Raw genomic sequence first — 15948 nt, 5'->3', positions numbered from 1 at the left:
CGCGGTCGCTGATGTATTCATTGCCCCAGCGAGATCCGTGGAAGCCGGCAAGTCCAGCGACGGCGATTCTCCGAATCCTCAACACGATCCTGCAGGAGATGAGCAACATGAGACGAGCGACGCGTCATCAGTTCTGCATGGCAGCCACCCTGATCTTGCTACTGGGGGGCCATGAGATCCTAGGGGCGGATCCCCTGGGAGGTGACAGGAATGCTGTCTTTGAAGCGGCCGATACCAATCATGACCGCTACCTGACACTCGCTGAGTATCAGAAGATTCCAGGTGACCCGGCTGTTCAGACGCGTGACTTCCGGGTCTTCGACTTCGACAGCAGTCAAACCCTGAGTCGTGAAGAGTTTCTCGCCATCCCCAGTGATGTGCCGGCACACCGCCGCGGAAACCTTCCGGATCCGTTCGAAGACCTGCATCTCCATGCGATCGATGGCATGGATGAATCCTACCGGTGGAATGAGCGGCCTCATTTCCTCGTCCCTGCGCTGACGTTCTGCCAGAACTATGTCATCTCCCTCGGACGGCCTCCAGAGAATCGAATCCTGCAACAGTTGGCAGCTCAGGCCGATTCGAACAAGGATCAGCAGACGTCCCGCAGCGATGCGGACAGATTCCTGAAGATCCAGCTGGGACTGCAGACTCCCAGTGACCACCAGATCAGATTCTCAAACGGGCGGGTCGCAAAGTTTGCCAAATTCCAGAATGCAGACACGAACAACGATCAGATCGTCGATCACGCTGAGTTCTTCGCCAAGTGGGGCGGAGTGAACCAGGAAGAGTTGTTCCAGGAGGCCGACAAAGATCGGGACGGAAAGATCTCACTGGCAGAGTTCTTCACAGAGAGCTGGTCAGGCCATGACGACCCCATCGTCCGCTTCCTGCAGGCAGATCGTAACCTCGACGGTGAATGTGATGTCGAGGAGCTGCTCGCCGTCACGCCGGAGGACCAGCGGGAACTTGTCAAGTTCTTTGTTCCGGCCTTTGATCAGAACATGAATGGAAGTCTCTCGCTGACGGAGTATCGTCTTTCTCCGCTCGGAAACGCGGGGACCGACCTGCAAAAACAGCTGACGGACGAATCCCAGGATGGAAAACTCGATTTCGTCGAGTTCAATTTCCCGGGAACAACATGTCACCTGCTCCATCGCTATTACTTCCACAGGCTGGACCGAAATCAGGATGGTCATCTCACGCTGGATGAATTCCCGTACAAGTTGAAACCTGCCGAGGGCTTTTATTTCCTCTCCGCAGACGGGAAGGAATATCGACGCTTCTACACGAACCCTGAATATCCCCACTGTGGTTCGCCTGCGGTTTCGGCCGATGGAGAACTGATCCTCTTCGACACGTGGAAAGGGGGCCAAAGTTACGGAGACTCCCGGGTTTTTCAGATGAAGATCGATGGGACCGGTGTCCGTGACCTGTGCCACGGACTGATGCCAACATGGTCGCCCGACCGTACCAAATTCACCTGCTCACGGTACGCTGACGGGAACACCGTCTGGATCATGAACGCCGATGGCTCGGAATCGAAAATGATCGCCAAAGGCTGGGGGGCACAGTGGTCACCCGACGGCAAGACGATCGCATTCACTCGCGACGGCGGGGTCTCCGCATACGATGTTGCGTCAGGAGAGATTCGAGATGTTCTCGTGCGGAAAGATCACGAGTACCAGATGATCTTCTACAACATGTGCTGGTCCCCGGACAGCAGCCGCCTGGCATTTCACGCCACCGACAAGAAAGGCTCGCACATTGCCAGCATTGCCATGACCGAAGATGCCCCTGACCTGCAGGTCCACTACAGCGACCGCAAGGCCATCGACAACGACATCGCCTGGAGTCCGGAAGGGGACAGGATCTACTTCACCGGACCTGCCCCGCCGTTATCCGGTTACCGATTACAGGTCACGACTCCGGAGAAAACGGGAACGATCGTCCCTGGGATTCCCGAGACGAAACCGGTTCACGGCGTCTGTCTGATCCCGGGCGGCAAAGGATTCATCTTCAGCTCCCGCGAGTAAACAACAAAGCCCCGTGCGAATCCGCCGGGGCTCAATCTGCTTCGTATCTAACAAGCGGTTTAGCCCCACACTTCAAGTGTGGGGCTAATCGACGTGTTCTAATACATCTGGACCTGCTTCTCATAAGAGATGTCGTATTTCTTCATCTTCTTATACAGAGTTGTCCGGTTGATCCCGAGGATCCGGGCCGTTTCCTGTCGGTTCCAGCCATGCTGTTCCAGGGCATCGATGATGATCTGTCGTTCCGGGTCGGCCAATGCCGACTTCAGCCCGGTATTGCCGAGCAACCGGTTGTAGGCATACACCGAATCCAGTTCTTCACGTCGGAGATGTTCCGGCAGATCCATGGATGTGATGATGTCCGATTTCGAAAGCACAACAGCACGTTCAATGACGTTGACCAGCTCACGGACGTTGCCCGGCCAGCTGTATCGCTGCAAGGCCTGCAAGGCCTGATCGTCCAGCCCACGAACGTGTTTGCCGGTCTGGCTGTTGAATTCTTCGAGATAATGCTCGACCAGCAGCGGAATGTCCCCCAGACGTTCCCGCAGCGGAGGCTGAGTTACCGAAATCACGTTGATCCGGTAGAACAGGTCCTGCCGGAATTCGCCCGAGCGAACACGGGCTTCGAGGTCTTCGTTGGTCGCGAGGATCAGACGGACGTCCACTTTGTGAGTGGTCGTTCCGCCGACCGGTTCGAACTCGCGATCCTGCAGCACCCGCAGCAGTTTGACCTGCAGGCTCTGTGATGCGGTTCCGATTTCATCGAGGAACAGGGTCCCGCCATTGGCCTGCAGGAACTTGCCAGGCTTGTCCTGAGTTGCCCCTGTGAACGAGCCTTTGACGTGTCCGAACAGTTCGCTTTCCAGCAGTGAATCCGGCAGCGCGCCGCAGGCCACTTCGATAAACGGCTTGTCGCGGCGTGAGCTCAGCTGATGAATCGCCCGGGCGGTGATCGTTTTTCCGGTCCCGTTCTCGCCGAGAATCAGAACCGTGGTCCGGGTGTCGGCGACGCTCTCGATCAGATCGAACATCTTCGACATCTTGTAGTCGCGGCCGATGATGTTCGAGATGCCGAACTTTTCGTTCAGCTGTTTTTTCAGTGATTTGTTTTCTTCAACGATCTTCCGCTGGCCCAGGGCCCGCTGAATCGAGAAGTTGAGTTCATCATCGATCACCGGCTTGGTGAGGTAATCGAAGGCTCCCAGCTGAATCGCTTCAACCGCGCTTTCGATGGTTCCGTATCCGGTCAGCAGAATGATCGCCGTGTCCGGGCAATGGTTGACCGCCCATTCGAGCAGCTGAAACCCGTCCTGATCGGGCAGGTTGACGTCGCAGATGACGACCTGAAACGTGACATCCTTCATCCGCTCCATGGCTTCGCGGCATGTGGTGGCGGTTTCAGTCCGATGGCCAAGGCTGCGCAGGTAATCGGCCATCGATTCGCAGATATGGCGGTCATCGTCGACAACAAGTAACGAACCCTGGTTCGTCATGGCATCTCTTTCTGTGTACGTGCGAATTCTGCGCCCACGTTGCTTAACAGCAAGGGGCCCTCTGCATTGCGAATGAAGTTCGCTTAACCCTGTTCCGTGGAAGGCACTCGTAACGGTGGAATTCCAACAGCTGCCTGATCGCCAGTCATATGCATGACTGCACAGGCTCAACCCTGACTCAGGCCGACACGACCGCGCCGCCCGAACTGGAGTTCTCCAGACGAACAGCAGAACAGTCACGTGGTCTCAGTCACTTCACCGGAGTGCGGGGGGGGCCGCGCAGAATGACCATCGAACCCGCCAGGACGATTTCAATCAATCGCCCGGAAATTCAGGCCAGACATGCTCCGTTCTCAAACAACTTCCTCATCCAGAGGAAGCCACTTCTGCCGGCTGGAGCCACACAATCCCTGTGCGACGACCAGACAAACAAAGGTGTTGCCGGGAACCATGTTGATATGAGGGTACAGAAAACTACGTCACAGATGCCGCGACGCAACAAGTTTTCACGCAGAATGTGGCGAGAAAGAATCGTCGGTGGGACGAGGGTCGAGAGACGAGCGTCTAGGGAGGAAGGACGATGGATCAAGTCCATCCCGTTCGTTTAGCCACACACGTCTAGTGTGTGGCTAAACAGGCGACGCGAATTACCGGCCGATGATTCCAAGTTCCGGACTCGAAGCGGTTGCGTACAACTTCTTCGGGATGCGGCCGGCACGCCAGGCAGCTCGACCGGCCCGGCACGCATCTCGCATCGCCTGGGCCATCATCAGCGGGTCCCGGGCGCTCGCGATTCCCGTATTCAACAGCACGCCATCGCAACCCAGTTCCATCGCGACAGCCACATCGCTGGCGGTTCCCACACCGGCATCAACAATCACCGGGTAATCCGGATCGTTTTCTTTGAGGTACTCCAGGCAGATCCGGATATTGTTGGGATTCAAAATCCCCTGTCCGCTGCCGATCGGGCTGCCCGCAGGCATCACGGATGTCGCTCCCGCTTCCTTGAGTCGCCGGGCCGTCATCGGGTCGTCGGTGGTGTAGCAGAGCACCTGAAATCCTTCCGCCACCAGCTTTTCCGTCGCAGCCAGCGTGGCAATCGGGTCCGGCAGCAACGTCTTTTTGTCACCGAGAACTTCCAGTTTCACCCAGTCAGCCCCCGGATTTTCCAACCCGCTGAGAATCTCCCGACCGAGTCGAGCCACCCGCACCGCTTCATCCGCATCAAAGCAACCTGCGGTGTTTGGCAGAATTGTGTATCGCTGCAGGTCGATGAAATCGAGGATGTTGCGGCCATCGGAATCAATCAGCCGCTCACGCCGAACCGCCACTGTGATCACTTCCGCATGACTGATCTGCAGGCAGTCCCGCATCAGGTCGTAAGTGGTATATTTCCCCGTTCCGACGATCAAGCGGGACTGGAAGGTATGGCTTCCCAGCTGGAGCGGCTGGTCAGGAGAAACGGCCAGATTCTGCGGAGATTGATTCTGTGGAATTTGTGAAGCATCCATGGGCGGAGTTCGGATCTTTCTGTGTGGAGGGAATCCAGGATTGTAATGCTCGGCAGCCCATCTCGAAATGAATCGGCCTACCTTTCCGGGAATGACAATCACACCCGTTTTTCCGGCCGGAGCGATTTTGCCGGTCGTTCCAGATGCTCGCCGCGAACAGGAGTCCGATGCCCGATTCAGATTCACGGAGCATTTCCCGCCGTTCCGATCAAAACGAAGGCTGCTCCTGTCTGTGACGACAGCCCGGAATGGAATTGTCGCTACAGGACCGGGCAGGGGAAGCGGGCAGGCTTCACCCCGTTTTTCCGTCTGAAGAACGTTCGAAGGATCGCACAATGTTCACAAAAGCCCGCATCGGCTGGATCGTTTTGACACTGCTGGTCGCCATTGTCCCGTTGGCAGCCCGAGCCGGAATGTGTCACCGACGGGCCGGGCATTGCGGCCGCTGCGCAAGGCCGTTCAACGCGTGCGGATGCGCCCAGCCATTCTGCGGCATGTGTCAAATGACCCCTGCCAGCTGCGGCTGTCAGCCGGCGATGCAGACCGAAATTGTCCCGCAGACAACCACGATCTACCGACAGGAACAGTTCACGACCATGCAGCCGGTCACCCGGACCGAGATTCGCCAGCAGGCTCAGGTGGTTGATGTCCCCGTCACCACCTGTAAACAAGTCACAGTGGATGAAGGGACTTACCAGACAGTCTGGGTCCCTCGCCTGACGACGAAAATGGTGAGCGAGACCAGCATCCAGAAGCAGGTCCGATACCAGGAGGTCCCCTATCAGGTCGTCCAGCAGGTTCCGGTCGTTCAGACCCGAGTTGTCCCTCAACAGGTGACCACGTACGTTCAGCGATCGACACTGGCGTTCGACAACGGGCATCTGGGGCACAACCACGGGATTGTCAGTCTGACACCATCCGTCGTCGCGATGGGAACACCCTCCCTGTCTTATGAACCGATTGCCAGCGACGCGACAGCTTCCATCGCTTCGACTCCGGACCCGTACTCGCCCGCCCCGATCGCCCACGACCACCCAGATCTGGTCCAGACTCCTCCGGTCGCTCCTTCGACAGCTGCCGCCCAGCCGGAAGCCTCGTCGGGCACATGGAGCAAAGTTCCGACCCGACAGGCTGAGGACCCCAAAGTCGAGCTGCAGGCCTATGAAGTGCCCGTCCGACAGGTTTCCGCTCCAACGGCCCCCGCTCGCCGGGCCCCATTCCCCACCGCAGCCACCGTCTGGCAGGCCCAAAGCGCCTTCTCCCGCAACTGAGTTGGAGTATCGCGGTTCGAGCACACATCCCGTCGTTTAGCTGCACACTTAAAGTGTGCAGCTAAACGTCCATCCGGTCATGAATTGCACTCCAACTCCAGAATCTGACGATCTTCCTGCAATCGTCTCGAATTTCGGTGGAGCAGCGGGTATCATGTCGATTTGGTTTTTCGTGGCCTGTTTCAGGAACCAGGTTCCTCACGGCTGCGGGACATCTGATCACTGAAAACTGATTTCCGAAGCTTCCCCCCCATGCTGCAACTTCCCATTCTCGACGATTCCCCCGCTTCACAGCTTCAGGTTCTCAAAGGGAGCGGGACGGGCAAGGGGACCTACGCCTTCATCAGCCTGGGCTGCCCGAAGAATCTGGTCGACAGCGAAAAGATGCTGGGAAGCCTCGCTCTCGACGGCTACACGCTCGTCTCCCAGCCGGAAGAGGCGGATTTTGTGATCGTCAACACCTGCGGGTTCATTGATGAATCCCGTAAGGAGTCCAAGGCGGTCATTCAGGAGATGCTCGACCTGAAGAAGGAAGGAAAGACCCGCGGGGTGATTGTCGCCGGCTGTCTCCCGGAACGGGTCGGCGGTTCACTGCTCGAGGAGATGCCGGAGATCGACCATATCGTCGGGGTCTTCGGGCGGGATGAAATCACCAAAGTGGCAGAACGGCTGGTCGGCGGGCATCGGGAGCAGCGGGAACTCTTCCGCCCCGCTGCCGTTCGTGCGATGGATGACAGGGCCCGCCTGCGTATCACCCCCAGCCACTATGCCTACCTGAAAATTTCTGAAGGCTGCGACCGGACCTGCACGTTCTGCTCGATCCCGAAGATGCGCGGCAAGCACGTCACCAAGCCGATCGAAATGGTTGTGGAAGAGGCTCAGGAACTGACCAGAGACGGCGTGCGCGAACTGATCCTCGTCGCTCAGGACACCACCTATTACGGCATGGATTACTACGGCGAAGTTCGATTGGCCGAACTTCTGCGACAACTTGAGAAGGTCGACAACGTCGACTGGATCCGGCTGATGTATCTGTATCCCGTCAACTTCACCGATGAAGTGATCGACACCATTGCCGGGTCGGGAAAAATTCTCCCGTATCTCGACATGCCGCTGCAGCACATCAATTCCCAGGTCCTCAAGCGCATGCAGCGACGGGTCAACCGCGAGAAGACCGTCGAGCTGGTTGGCAAGCTGCGTGAGCGGATTCCGAATCTCGTGCTGCGAACGACGTTCATTGTCGGATTCCCGGGGGAAACCGATGAGCAGTTCGAAGAACTGTGCGACTTCGTTCAGGAAACCCGCTTTGAACGGATGGGCGTGTTCCCGTACTCGCTTGAACCGGGAACTCCAGCAGTCAAACTCGATGGACATCTTCCGGAAGACGTGAAGATCGAACGCCGCGATGCGTTGATGGAGATCCAGCAGCAGATCGCCTTCGACTGGGGCCAGAACATGGTCGATTACGAACTTGACTGCATCATCGATGAAGCCTCCGATGAACCGGGCGTCTGGATCGGCAGAACATTCGCAGATGCCCCCGAGATCGACGGCACTGTCCTCGTCCAGGGCGAAAACCTCGAACCCGGCCAGATGGTCCCGGTCACCATCGTCGAAGCTGATGAATACGATCTGGTGGCGGTTGTGTCTGAAGAGGAGTGATGGGAAGTTGGGGTTCACCACGGAGGCACGGAGACACAGAGGTTTTCAACTTGGTGACAAGCTCGTCTCTGGTCTTTCACAACCTTTCTGGTCACAGGCGCTCCCAGACTTGAACTGGTTCCATGACGAACGACTTTCACATCACGCTGAACGACATGCCTTCCCAACTCTCGTATTCACAAATCTCCGTGTCTCCGTGTCTCCGTGGTGAATTCCCCCCGAAGACAACCCATCACACCAAAACGATGTCGCCCTGGCAGAGGAGCTTGGCAAAATGACGTCGCCTCCTCCCGGACGAAAAGATGTTGTCGTCGAGATTGCCCCCGCAGGGGTCGCTCCCGAGCTGACTTCCCCGCGTTCGATGAACATTCCCAACATGATCACGTTCGCGCGGCTGGTGCTGACGTTCGTGGTTTTGATTCTGATCTGGCTGGAGCGTTACTGGATCGCCACAACTGGCATCTTCATCTTTGCCGTGGCGACAGACTTTGTGGATGGGTATCTGGCCCGCAAATGGAATCAGATTACGCCGCTGGGCCGCATCATGGACCCCTTCGTCGACAAGATGATTATCGGCGGGACCATGATCTTTCTGGTCGCTCTCCCCGCCAGCGGCATCACAGCCTGGATGACGTTTGTGGTCATTGCCCGTGAAATGTTTATCACCGGACTGCGTTCGGTATTGGAAGGGCATGGGGTCGATTTCTCCGCGAAGTTCAGCGGCAAGCTGAAGATGCTGCTGCAGTCGATCGTCATTCCCTTTTGCATCCTGTCCCTCAGCCCGAGCTTCCAAAGCTGGCTCGGATCGTCTTTGAACACCTTCCTGGTCGTACGCACGGTGCTGCTGTGGGCCATGGTCATCATCACGCTTTACTCCGGAGCCGAATACATTGTCCGGGGCTGGTGGATGATGAAAGGAAAAACGATAAGTTGAGGGATCTGGTGGCACAGACATTTCTGTCTGTGCGATGCCTCTTTCTCGTCCGCAACGTCCCTGATCACACGTTGCCGATGATCAATACGTGAATTCCATGAACAAACCCCCCGTACGTCATACTCGACCTGCCAATCCTCATCGGCGCGAAACCCGTTTCCCGCTCGATCCATCGCATCTGGTTCAGCGTTCTCTGGATGACGGCACCGGGGGAACGCTGCCGATCGTCAAACTGAAATCTCCGACAAAGAACCCGACTGTCTTCCGGAAGCGGATCGCCGAAGTCGATCCGAAGATGAAGCATGGTGACCTGGTCCAGGTGAAGACCACGGAGCAGGAGCTGGTCGGATATGGCCTGTGGAATCCACGTGCCGAAGCGACCGTCCGGATTCTCAGCTGGGACAATGTTCCAACTTCAGCTGACTGGTGGGGTCCGCGCCTGGATGCTGCCGTTTCGCTGCGGCGGGACTCTCTCCAGCTGGACGAAGTTACCGGAGCTTACCGGGTGATCAATGCGGAAGGGGACAGCCTGCCGGGGATCGTTGTCGACCGCTATGGCGATCTGCTTTCTCTGGAAGTCTTTTCGCTCGGCATGTATCAGCGGGCCGAAGCGATCGCCCAGTCGCTGGCAAAGCGGATGCAGATTCCGCACTGGGTCGTTCGTCCGGGTCCAGCGACGCTCGAACAGGAAGGCTTCACCGCAGAAGGTTTTTCCTCTCCGGGAGCAAGAAGTAAGGTTCAGATCCGCGAACACGGCGTCGCTTTCGAGATCAATCCGACCGAAGGGCACAAGACCGGCTTCTTCTGTGATCAGCGAGACAATCGACTCCGGCTTCGGGAGTTCTGCAAAGGGAAAACGGTTCTCGATCTCTGCTCGTACACGGGCGGGTTCGCGATCAATGCCGCTTTCGCAGGAGCGAAAGAAGTGACGGCGGTCGATCTCGATGAAGAGGCGATTCGTCAGGCGCGCCGCAACGCGCAGCTCAACAAGTCTTCAATCAAGTTCGTGCATGCCGACGCATTTTCCTATCTGCGTGACATGCAGCGAAACGGGAAAACTTATGACGTGATCATCCTCGATCCCCCCAAGCTGATTCACAGCCGGGAAGAGGCGGCCGAGGGACAGTCCAAATACTTCGATCTGAATAAACTCGCTGCCCCGCTGGTGGCCTCCGGAGGACTCCTTTTAACCTGCAGCTGCTCAGGTCTGTTTTCGATGGACGAACTGACCCGAACGGTCCGAGCCGCCTGCGGCGACCGCCGACCACAACTCCTCATGCGCAGCGGCGCTGCTCCCGACCACCCGGTCGCACTGAGCAGTCTGGAATCGGAATACCTGAAGTGCCTGTGGCTGCGGATGGACTGAAGGGTTCGCGTCAGCCTCACCCGCCGCCGACAGTAGCGATTTCACTTTTTCCTGGGCTTGACGTTTTCGAGATACTGAAGGTTATCGGGAATCTTCCCGTCGAGAGTCATCTCCGTCTTGTGAACAGGGCAGAAGTGAGTCTTCCCTTCTGTGAGGACCACAGACTTCCACCTGTCGCACCCCGGGCACTGTTCACAGTAGACGGCGCGTGTGATCGTCGCCTTTCCCGTGCGGGGATTCACAGCCGGAACCTGAATGTCTGGCTTCGCCTTGAAGATGTAACGAGTTACCTCGTCAATCACGATCGTGTATTCGGTATGGCCTTTCGTATCTTCCGCAACGACGATGGCGTGAGCGGCGAGAACAATAGACAGGGCCAGGAGATGCTTCATCATTAAAGCCTCGATCTTGCTAAAATGTCTTCGGTGAGTTTCTGAACTTTCGGATCTTGCGAAGTCTGATTCAGACTCATGACCTGATCACGGTGGATGTAGATCAGTTGCGGTTTTTTCTCTATCTGCTTCAGACCCGCCAGGACTTCCTCGACCGTGGTTGATTGCAACTGGTTCCTGAGCTGGTCGGACTCTTCTTTTGTCGTCCCCAGTTGCTGATAGTCCGTTTCTGTAGGCTGGTGCTCTTCTTTGGCACATCCTCCCAGAAATAAGACCGTGACTAATATGAACAAATATTTCATGTTCTTTAGAATTCCCCGACGGTTTCGGAGCCATTGTAAGTACAGAGTGCTTTCAGAATCAGAAGGCTGGTGCTCTCTGACAGGAATCTCACTGCTCCGTCCCCCAAAAGCGACTGTGCCCCTCCTGTGTGGAAGCTGTGCAAAGACTGCCCGTTATTACATCCCACTGCTCCAACTGGAGGGGTGAGAGGCGCCCAGTATCCGCAGGCATTGTAGGTTGTATCGTAACCCGGCTGTCCCCACCCCGGTGAGATCCGACGATTAATCGGCGCCGCCACTGCTCCGAAGTTCTTTGTGCCTGCCCAGATCCCGTAGGTCGACTGCGGCGCTTCGCCGATAATGAGGGTGTTCGATAATCCGTCCACGATGTCCCGGATGGAAACATTCTTCGTTGGAAAGGCGGATGATAACAGACCCTGCATCACCCCGGACGGAGGATTTGTGGTTGAAGGGAACTGCGAGGGGATTCCATCCGCGGCCGGAGATATCCCCATATGGAAGATCCCGACGTAGTCGTTTCGTCCAAATGAAACCGGAGAGGTACTGATATCGATGATTGATTTTTTCGCAGAGGCTTCCGGATTGGAGGGACAGACGAATAAAGGAATCGCCTGACTGGACAGTGCGAGATTATCGTCTTCCCAGAACCACTTCGTGTGGTCATAACTGTTGTACAGCGATGATTGTTCCACATAGGGAATGAAAGCCAGACACCAGCTTGTCGACTTCAGCACGGAATTGGCTGCATTGTTGTAGGCTGCATAGGTTGTGGGCGCGACAGTTGCTCCCCCTCTGTGGAAGACTCTGAACGTGTCATGGTAGTTGTGCAGTGCCAGCCCGATTTGCTTCAGGTTGTTCTTGCACTGCGTTCGACGTGCCGACTCGCGGGCCTGCTGAACAGCAGGTAAAAGCAGCGAGACCAGAACGGCAATAATGGCGATCGCCACCAGCAGTTCGATCAGCGTGAAACCACGACTCGCAGCAGATACTCGATTGATGGAACGCTCGAATCGCGATCCATCGGGAGACTGACGTCTCCCGCTCACCGGGACTCTGGACGCTCGACTCTCAGCTCTCAACTTTCTCAAGACAATCTCCCGTTGTCGTTGCCGCAGGACATGCTCAAGCGCATGGCTGCAGCCGCGTCCACCTTCGGAGAGTGCGCAAGAAATCGGGGCACTGACAACTCTGAAGCTGCCTGCGGAACACAATTTCCCTAGCAGCACCAGTGATCAATGAGGACCGAATCGAAAGAGACCCACTCACCTGATGAGGGGGCCAATCGTCTTACAGCGACCTTTTTCCACGAAGGACAGACGCATCAGTTCTACGACATCTAGGCAGGTCTTCTGGCTTCCGGATCATTCGACTCACCGCGCCTTCCCGATTCCGCCATCTCTGGCGTTCTCAGTGGCGATTGCGGCTTTTGTCCCCGGTTACAGCGGCGGGACCGCGACGGAATTACACCGTCTTCCCTATTCTCCAGCGGAACACACGTCCGCTGGCACCTAAGTCGTCAGGAGCATGCTACGAAACTTCGGGACGATGTCAATCACGCGCCGGTATTTCTCGCATAGTCCTCAATCATCAAATACGGTACGGTGCGATGATCCATGGCCTCAAATTGCAGAAAGCAGACCTGACAATGTCTCTCTGGGAATTCATCTTACTCGGAATTGTTCAGGGGATTTCCGAGTTCCTGCCGATCAGTTCCGATGGACATCTGGTGCTCGTCGAAGCACTGCTGGGGCATACGACGGAGAATCTCGAACTGAACGTCGCACTGCATTTCGGGACGCTCATTTCCATTCTGTTCGTCTACCGGCACCAGATCATTCCGGTGCTGAAGCAGCCGCGGCTGGTTATGGCGATCATTCTCGCGACGCTGCCAGTGGTCGTCGTTGGACTCAGTTGTAAGGATCTTTTTGAACAGGCCTCGGAGCAGCCGCTCATTGCTGGCTTCGGACTTCTGTTCACATCACTGCTGCTCTTTATCACTCCCCGGATCGACATGGGACAGCGAGAACTGAAGGACATCCGTTACCGCGATGCCTTGGTGATCGGGCTGATGCAGACGCTGGCTCCATTGCCTGGAGTATCCCGTTCCGGATCGACAATTGTGGGCGCACTCTTTATGGGAGTGAAACGGGAAGCCGCTGCGAACTTCTCATTCTACATCGCAGTTCCGGCTCTGCTGGGTGCGACCATCGTCAAGCTCAAGGACGTGATCGATCAGGGAGGAACATCGACCCCACTGGGCCCCACGTTAATCGGCGCAGCCGTCGCCATGATCGTGGGAATCATTGCCCTTAAAAGCCTGCTCAGAATCGTCGCTGCCCGCAAGCTGTACTGGTTCGCGTGGTACGTGCTCGGCGTCGCGGTGCTGACGTTTATCGGGTGCTACTACGATGTGATCTGAGGCTTCCTGTCAGAGCAGGCAGCGTCAGGAAGTGTGTTCGTGAGATAGGCGCGCGGGATTTGTCATTTGTCATTTGTCATTGAGGATTGAGGATTGAGGATTGAGGATTGAGGATTTGTCATTTGGGACTGGAAGATCTCATGTCAAATGACAATTCCTCAATCCCCAATGACAAATCGCGTCAGCCATCACCGTTATGGCCAGTTGAGCGGGTGAATCCACCAACCGGCCAGGCGATACGAACAGACGATATGCACCGCCAGTGCAATTCCGATCCACCAGCCTGCACACTCAACTTCCCGGCGGACAGCTGGGCACCAGACCAGCTTTGAACGCTCAAAAGCTGCACGTTTGAACTTTGGCAGCCATCGTGGAACGGCGGCACAGTAAGCATCGTATTCACGCGGATGACGGCTTCGCAGCACGGTCTCTTCCGCGGGGATCACACCCCACAGGTACAGCAGAATCACGGGGATCGTAAAGGCGGCCAGTGTGAGGCTCTGAACCATCAGCAGATACGCGACCACGATGAGAAACGTCCCCAGATAGAGGGGGTTTCGACACAGTGCGTATGGTCCCGTCGTCACGACCGAGACTGATTTCCGCGAGTTGATGTAAGCAATCGACCAGATGCGGATGGCGATTCCCAGAACGATCAGGCAGTAACCCGCCGCCAGCAGCGAAAGATTCAGCGCACTTCCCGGTTTCACCAGCGGCATGGAGAGCAATGTCAGCGTCAGTCCAGAGAGCAGGCACGCTGCTGTGACGGGCAGCCGCATCTGATAGGACCGGAACTGCTTGACTCGCATAGGTGTCTCCGCAGGTGCTTCCGGCAAAGAGACGATGCTTGCAAGGTTACTTTCCAGATTCCCCAGCGGGAGTGACGTCACAGGCGGTGTCAGGCCACTGATTGATTCCATATCTGCATCTCTCCTGCTTGAAGTTCTGGCAATTCACTCTGTGTCGGATTGGCTGATGGCCCTGCAAAAAAGCAAGCCAGCAGCCGCTAAATTTTTAGTAGTTTCGGGTGGAGTTGGGTCTCATTTTGACATGGTTGTTGTGGACGTCCCTCGAGGATGTCACTCAGCTGTTAATCCGGATGTCCCGGATGATCCTGCAAGCGGTCGAAGATCTGCAGACGGCCGTCGTAGACTTCGTAATCCCGCGCACTGACCCCAAAGTCATGCAGGATTTCCGCAGTCCAGTGAGGACAGGCCGACCAGCGGGAACGATGCGAACTCAGAACATTCACCGGAAGCCAGGCCGTTGTGACGACCGTCACAAGCACCAGTGCCAGCCCCGGGAGCCACGCGCGAACTGGGGCCGTCGAGGTCTGGTGCCGGGCCCGTTCGGACAGACGCCGCGCACGCCGGGCCAGAGAACTCAGCCGATCTCCGAACAGCAGCGCCAAGCCCAGGGCTCCGGGTTGTCGGGCAGGGACCTGTTCCGAGACCTTCAAAAGCACCCGCAGATAGTCGGCGATCTCATCCCGCCCATCGGCAGCTGCTGCATCGCACATCATCTCGCGGGCGAGATCTGCCTGACGGCCGCACCAGAAGACCGCCGGGTGATACCAGTACACACTCTGCACAAGCCGTTGAACGAACAGATGCAGCGGATGATTGGCCTCCAGATGTGCCAGTTCATGTTTCAAAACAAGTTCCAGTTCACGCCGATCCAGGTTGAGGAACGATGTCGGGAGAACCATTACGGGCTTTTGAAACTGCCAGCAGAACGGGCTCGACAGGGCGTCGCAAACGAAGACTTTGATCTCCGGAAGAACGGGACTGCCTGCACCAATGTCGGCCAACGGCAGCAGGCTCATCTCCACGGGGGTCAGACGACGCAGAAATCGCAGCATCTGAATCGCGGAAAAGAACATCCAGAACAAAGAGCACAGAAATCCTGCAAACCAGACCAGAAAACAGGTCAGTCCCAGGCGGGTCTGAAGGCTCGCTGTGGCGAGAATCTCATGGGGGTCGGAAACTTCACTTCCCTGAATGAGCCGCAAATGAGGCAACGAACAGGCGATCCCTGCCAGCACGATCAGGCCGAACTGGCAATAGGTCCACAACTGGCTGCGGGTACTGTCACTGGAAGTCCATCTTGCCAGCAGGCAGCAGAGTGCGACATACAAAGTCGCCTGCACGCTGACGGAGACGAAGATCTCCAGGAACTGAGCGGCTGTCATTCATCTCCCTCCAGACGTTCGAGCGCAGCTTTGAGCTCCTGAATATCGTCTTTGGAAACTTCACTTCCACCCAGCAGGCTGAGAACCAGCGAGGTCATGGAACCGCCGAACAGATGTGCCCGCAGATCTCCCAGCAAGGTCTCTGAAACTTCGGAGCGGGTGATAATCGGTTCGTAGACAAACGCCCGGCCTTCTTTGCGACGGGCGAGCGCCTTTCGCTTGGTTTCGAGGATTCGAAGAGTGGTCATCACCGTTGAATAGGCAAGAGGCCGTTCAAGGCCGTCGCAGACTTCCTGAACCGTGCAGGCGCCACGCTGCCAGACAACGTTCATGACTTCCAGTTCACACTTCGTCAATCGATACGTCAT

Annotated in this window: 14 protein-coding genes and 1 riboswitch; of the genes, 6 read left to right on the top strand and 8 right to left on the bottom strand. The window is 56.7% G+C overall.

Translation table 11 applies throughout. The features are described 5' to 3' along the window. Window positions 1–11 precede the first annotated feature (11 nt). Complete coding sequence (locus tag SH661x_RS09565; RefSeq protein WP_437230348.1) at window positions 12–2036, top strand: EF-hand domain-containing protein; 2025 nt, start codon at window positions 12–14, stop codon at window positions 2034–2036. Between the two features lie 98 nt (window positions 2037–2134). On the opposite strand, the gene SH661x_RS09560 is transcribed toward SH661x_RS09565, so the two are convergent. Further along, window positions 2135–3532, bottom strand: coding sequence for a sigma-54-dependent transcriptional regulator (locus tag SH661x_RS09560; protein WP_437230346.1), 1398 nt, complete (start codon window positions 3530–3532; stop codon window positions 2135–2137). A 647-nt stretch (window positions 3533–4179) separates the two neighbouring features. Further along, window positions 4180–5043 carry a thiazole synthase gene (locus tag SH661x_RS09555; protein ID WP_437230344.1) on the bottom strand — a complete coding sequence of 288 codons (864 nt, stop codon included), beginning with the start codon at window positions 5041–5043 and terminating at the stop codon, window positions 4180–4182. A 335-nt stretch (window positions 5044–5378) separates the two neighbouring features. Between SH661x_RS09555 and SH661x_RS09550 the strand changes: the two genes are divergently transcribed. From SH661x_RS09550 to SH661x_RS09535, 4 genes are all read left to right on the top strand, one after another. Further along, on the top strand, window positions 5379–6314 hold the full coding sequence (locus tag SH661x_RS09550; protein WP_437230342.1) for a hypothetical protein: 936 nt from the start codon (window positions 5379–5381) through the stop codon (window positions 6312–6314). Window positions 6315–6566: 252 nt separating this feature from the next. Next, a complete protein-coding gene (rimO, locus tag SH661x_RS09545) occupies window positions 6567–7976 on the top strand; it encodes a 30S ribosomal protein S12 methylthiotransferase RimO (protein WP_437230340.1) in 1410 nt (469 codons plus the stop codon). Window positions 7977–8250: 274 nt separating this feature from the next. Continuing rightward, window positions 8251–8910, top strand: coding sequence for a CDP-diacylglycerol--glycerol-3-phosphate 3-phosphatidyltransferase (gene pgsA / locus SH661x_RS09540; RefSeq protein ID WP_437230338.1), 660 nt, complete (start codon window positions 8251–8253; stop codon window positions 8908–8910). 97 nt (window positions 8911–9007) lie between these two features. Further along, window positions 9008–10276: a class I SAM-dependent rRNA methyltransferase gene (locus SH661x_RS09535; protein WP_437230336.1), complete on the top strand. Its 1269-nt coding sequence runs from the start codon at window positions 9008–9010 to the stop codon at window positions 10274–10276. A gap of 41 nt (window positions 10277–10317) precedes the next feature. Here SH661x_RS09535 and SH661x_RS09530 read toward each other — a convergent pair whose 3' ends face one another. The 3 genes from SH661x_RS09530 to SH661x_RS09520 are packed head-to-tail and all read right to left on the bottom strand — an operon-like array spanning window position 10318 to window position 11968. After that, the gene (locus tag SH661x_RS09530; RefSeq protein WP_437230334.1) at window positions 10318–10671 is read right to left on the bottom strand and encodes a hypothetical protein; all 354 of its coding nucleotides are present in this window, start codon (window positions 10669–10671) and stop codon (window positions 10318–10320) included. Then, the gene (locus SH661x_RS09525; RefSeq protein ID WP_437230332.1) at window positions 10671–10970 is read right to left on the bottom strand and encodes a hypothetical protein; all 300 of its coding nucleotides are present in this window, start codon (window positions 10968–10970) and stop codon (window positions 10671–10673) included. Before SH661x_RS09525 ends, SH661x_RS09530 begins: the two co-directional genes overlap by 1 nt. A 5-nt stretch (window positions 10971–10975) precedes the next feature. Next, the gene (locus tag SH661x_RS09520) at window positions 10976–11968 is read right to left on the bottom strand and encodes a DUF1559 domain-containing protein (protein WP_437231183.1); all 993 of its coding nucleotides are present in this window, start codon (window positions 11966–11968) and stop codon (window positions 10976–10978) included. A 324-nt stretch (window positions 11969–12292) separates the two neighbouring features. Continuing rightward, window positions 12293–12495, bottom strand: a riboswitch (cobalamin riboswitch). A gap of 120 nt (window positions 12496–12615) precedes the next feature. Here SH661x_RS09520 and SH661x_RS09515 point away from each other — a divergent pair. Beyond that, window positions 12616–13389 carry an undecaprenyl-diphosphate phosphatase gene (locus SH661x_RS09515; RefSeq protein ID WP_437230330.1) on the top strand — a complete coding sequence of 258 codons (774 nt, stop codon included), beginning with the start codon at window positions 12616–12618 and terminating at the stop codon, window positions 13387–13389. A gap of 194 nt (window positions 13390–13583) precedes the next feature. Here the strand turns inward: SH661x_RS09515 and SH661x_RS09510 are convergent, their stop codons facing one another. The 3 genes from SH661x_RS09510 to SH661x_RS09500 all read right to left on the bottom strand — a co-directional run bounded on the left by SH661x_RS09510 (window position 13584) and on the right by SH661x_RS09500 (window position 15948). Further along, window positions 13584–14309, bottom strand: a complete 726-nt coding sequence (locus SH661x_RS09510; protein ID WP_437230328.1) for a methyltransferase family protein — start codon at window positions 14307–14309, stop codon at window positions 13584–13586. A gap of 170 nt (window positions 14310–14479) precedes the next feature. After that, a complete protein-coding gene (locus tag SH661x_RS09505) occupies window positions 14480–15580 on the bottom strand; it encodes a M56 family metallopeptidase (RefSeq protein WP_437230326.1) in 1101 nt (366 codons plus the stop codon). Continuing rightward, window positions 15577–15948 (bottom strand): BlaI/MecI/CopY family transcriptional regulator, encoded by a 372-nt coding sequence (locus tag SH661x_RS09500; RefSeq protein ID WP_437230324.1) that lies wholly within the window; start codon window positions 15946–15948, stop codon window positions 15577–15579. The genes SH661x_RS09505 and SH661x_RS09500 overlap by 4 nt, the downstream gene beginning before the upstream one ends.

This window comes from Planctomicrobium stercoris, from assembly GCF_051465655.1.
GTDB lineage: Bacteria > Planctomycetota > Planctomycetia > Planctomycetales > Planctomycetaceae > Planctomicrobium.
This window is presented reverse-complemented; position numbering and strand designations above follow the sequence as displayed.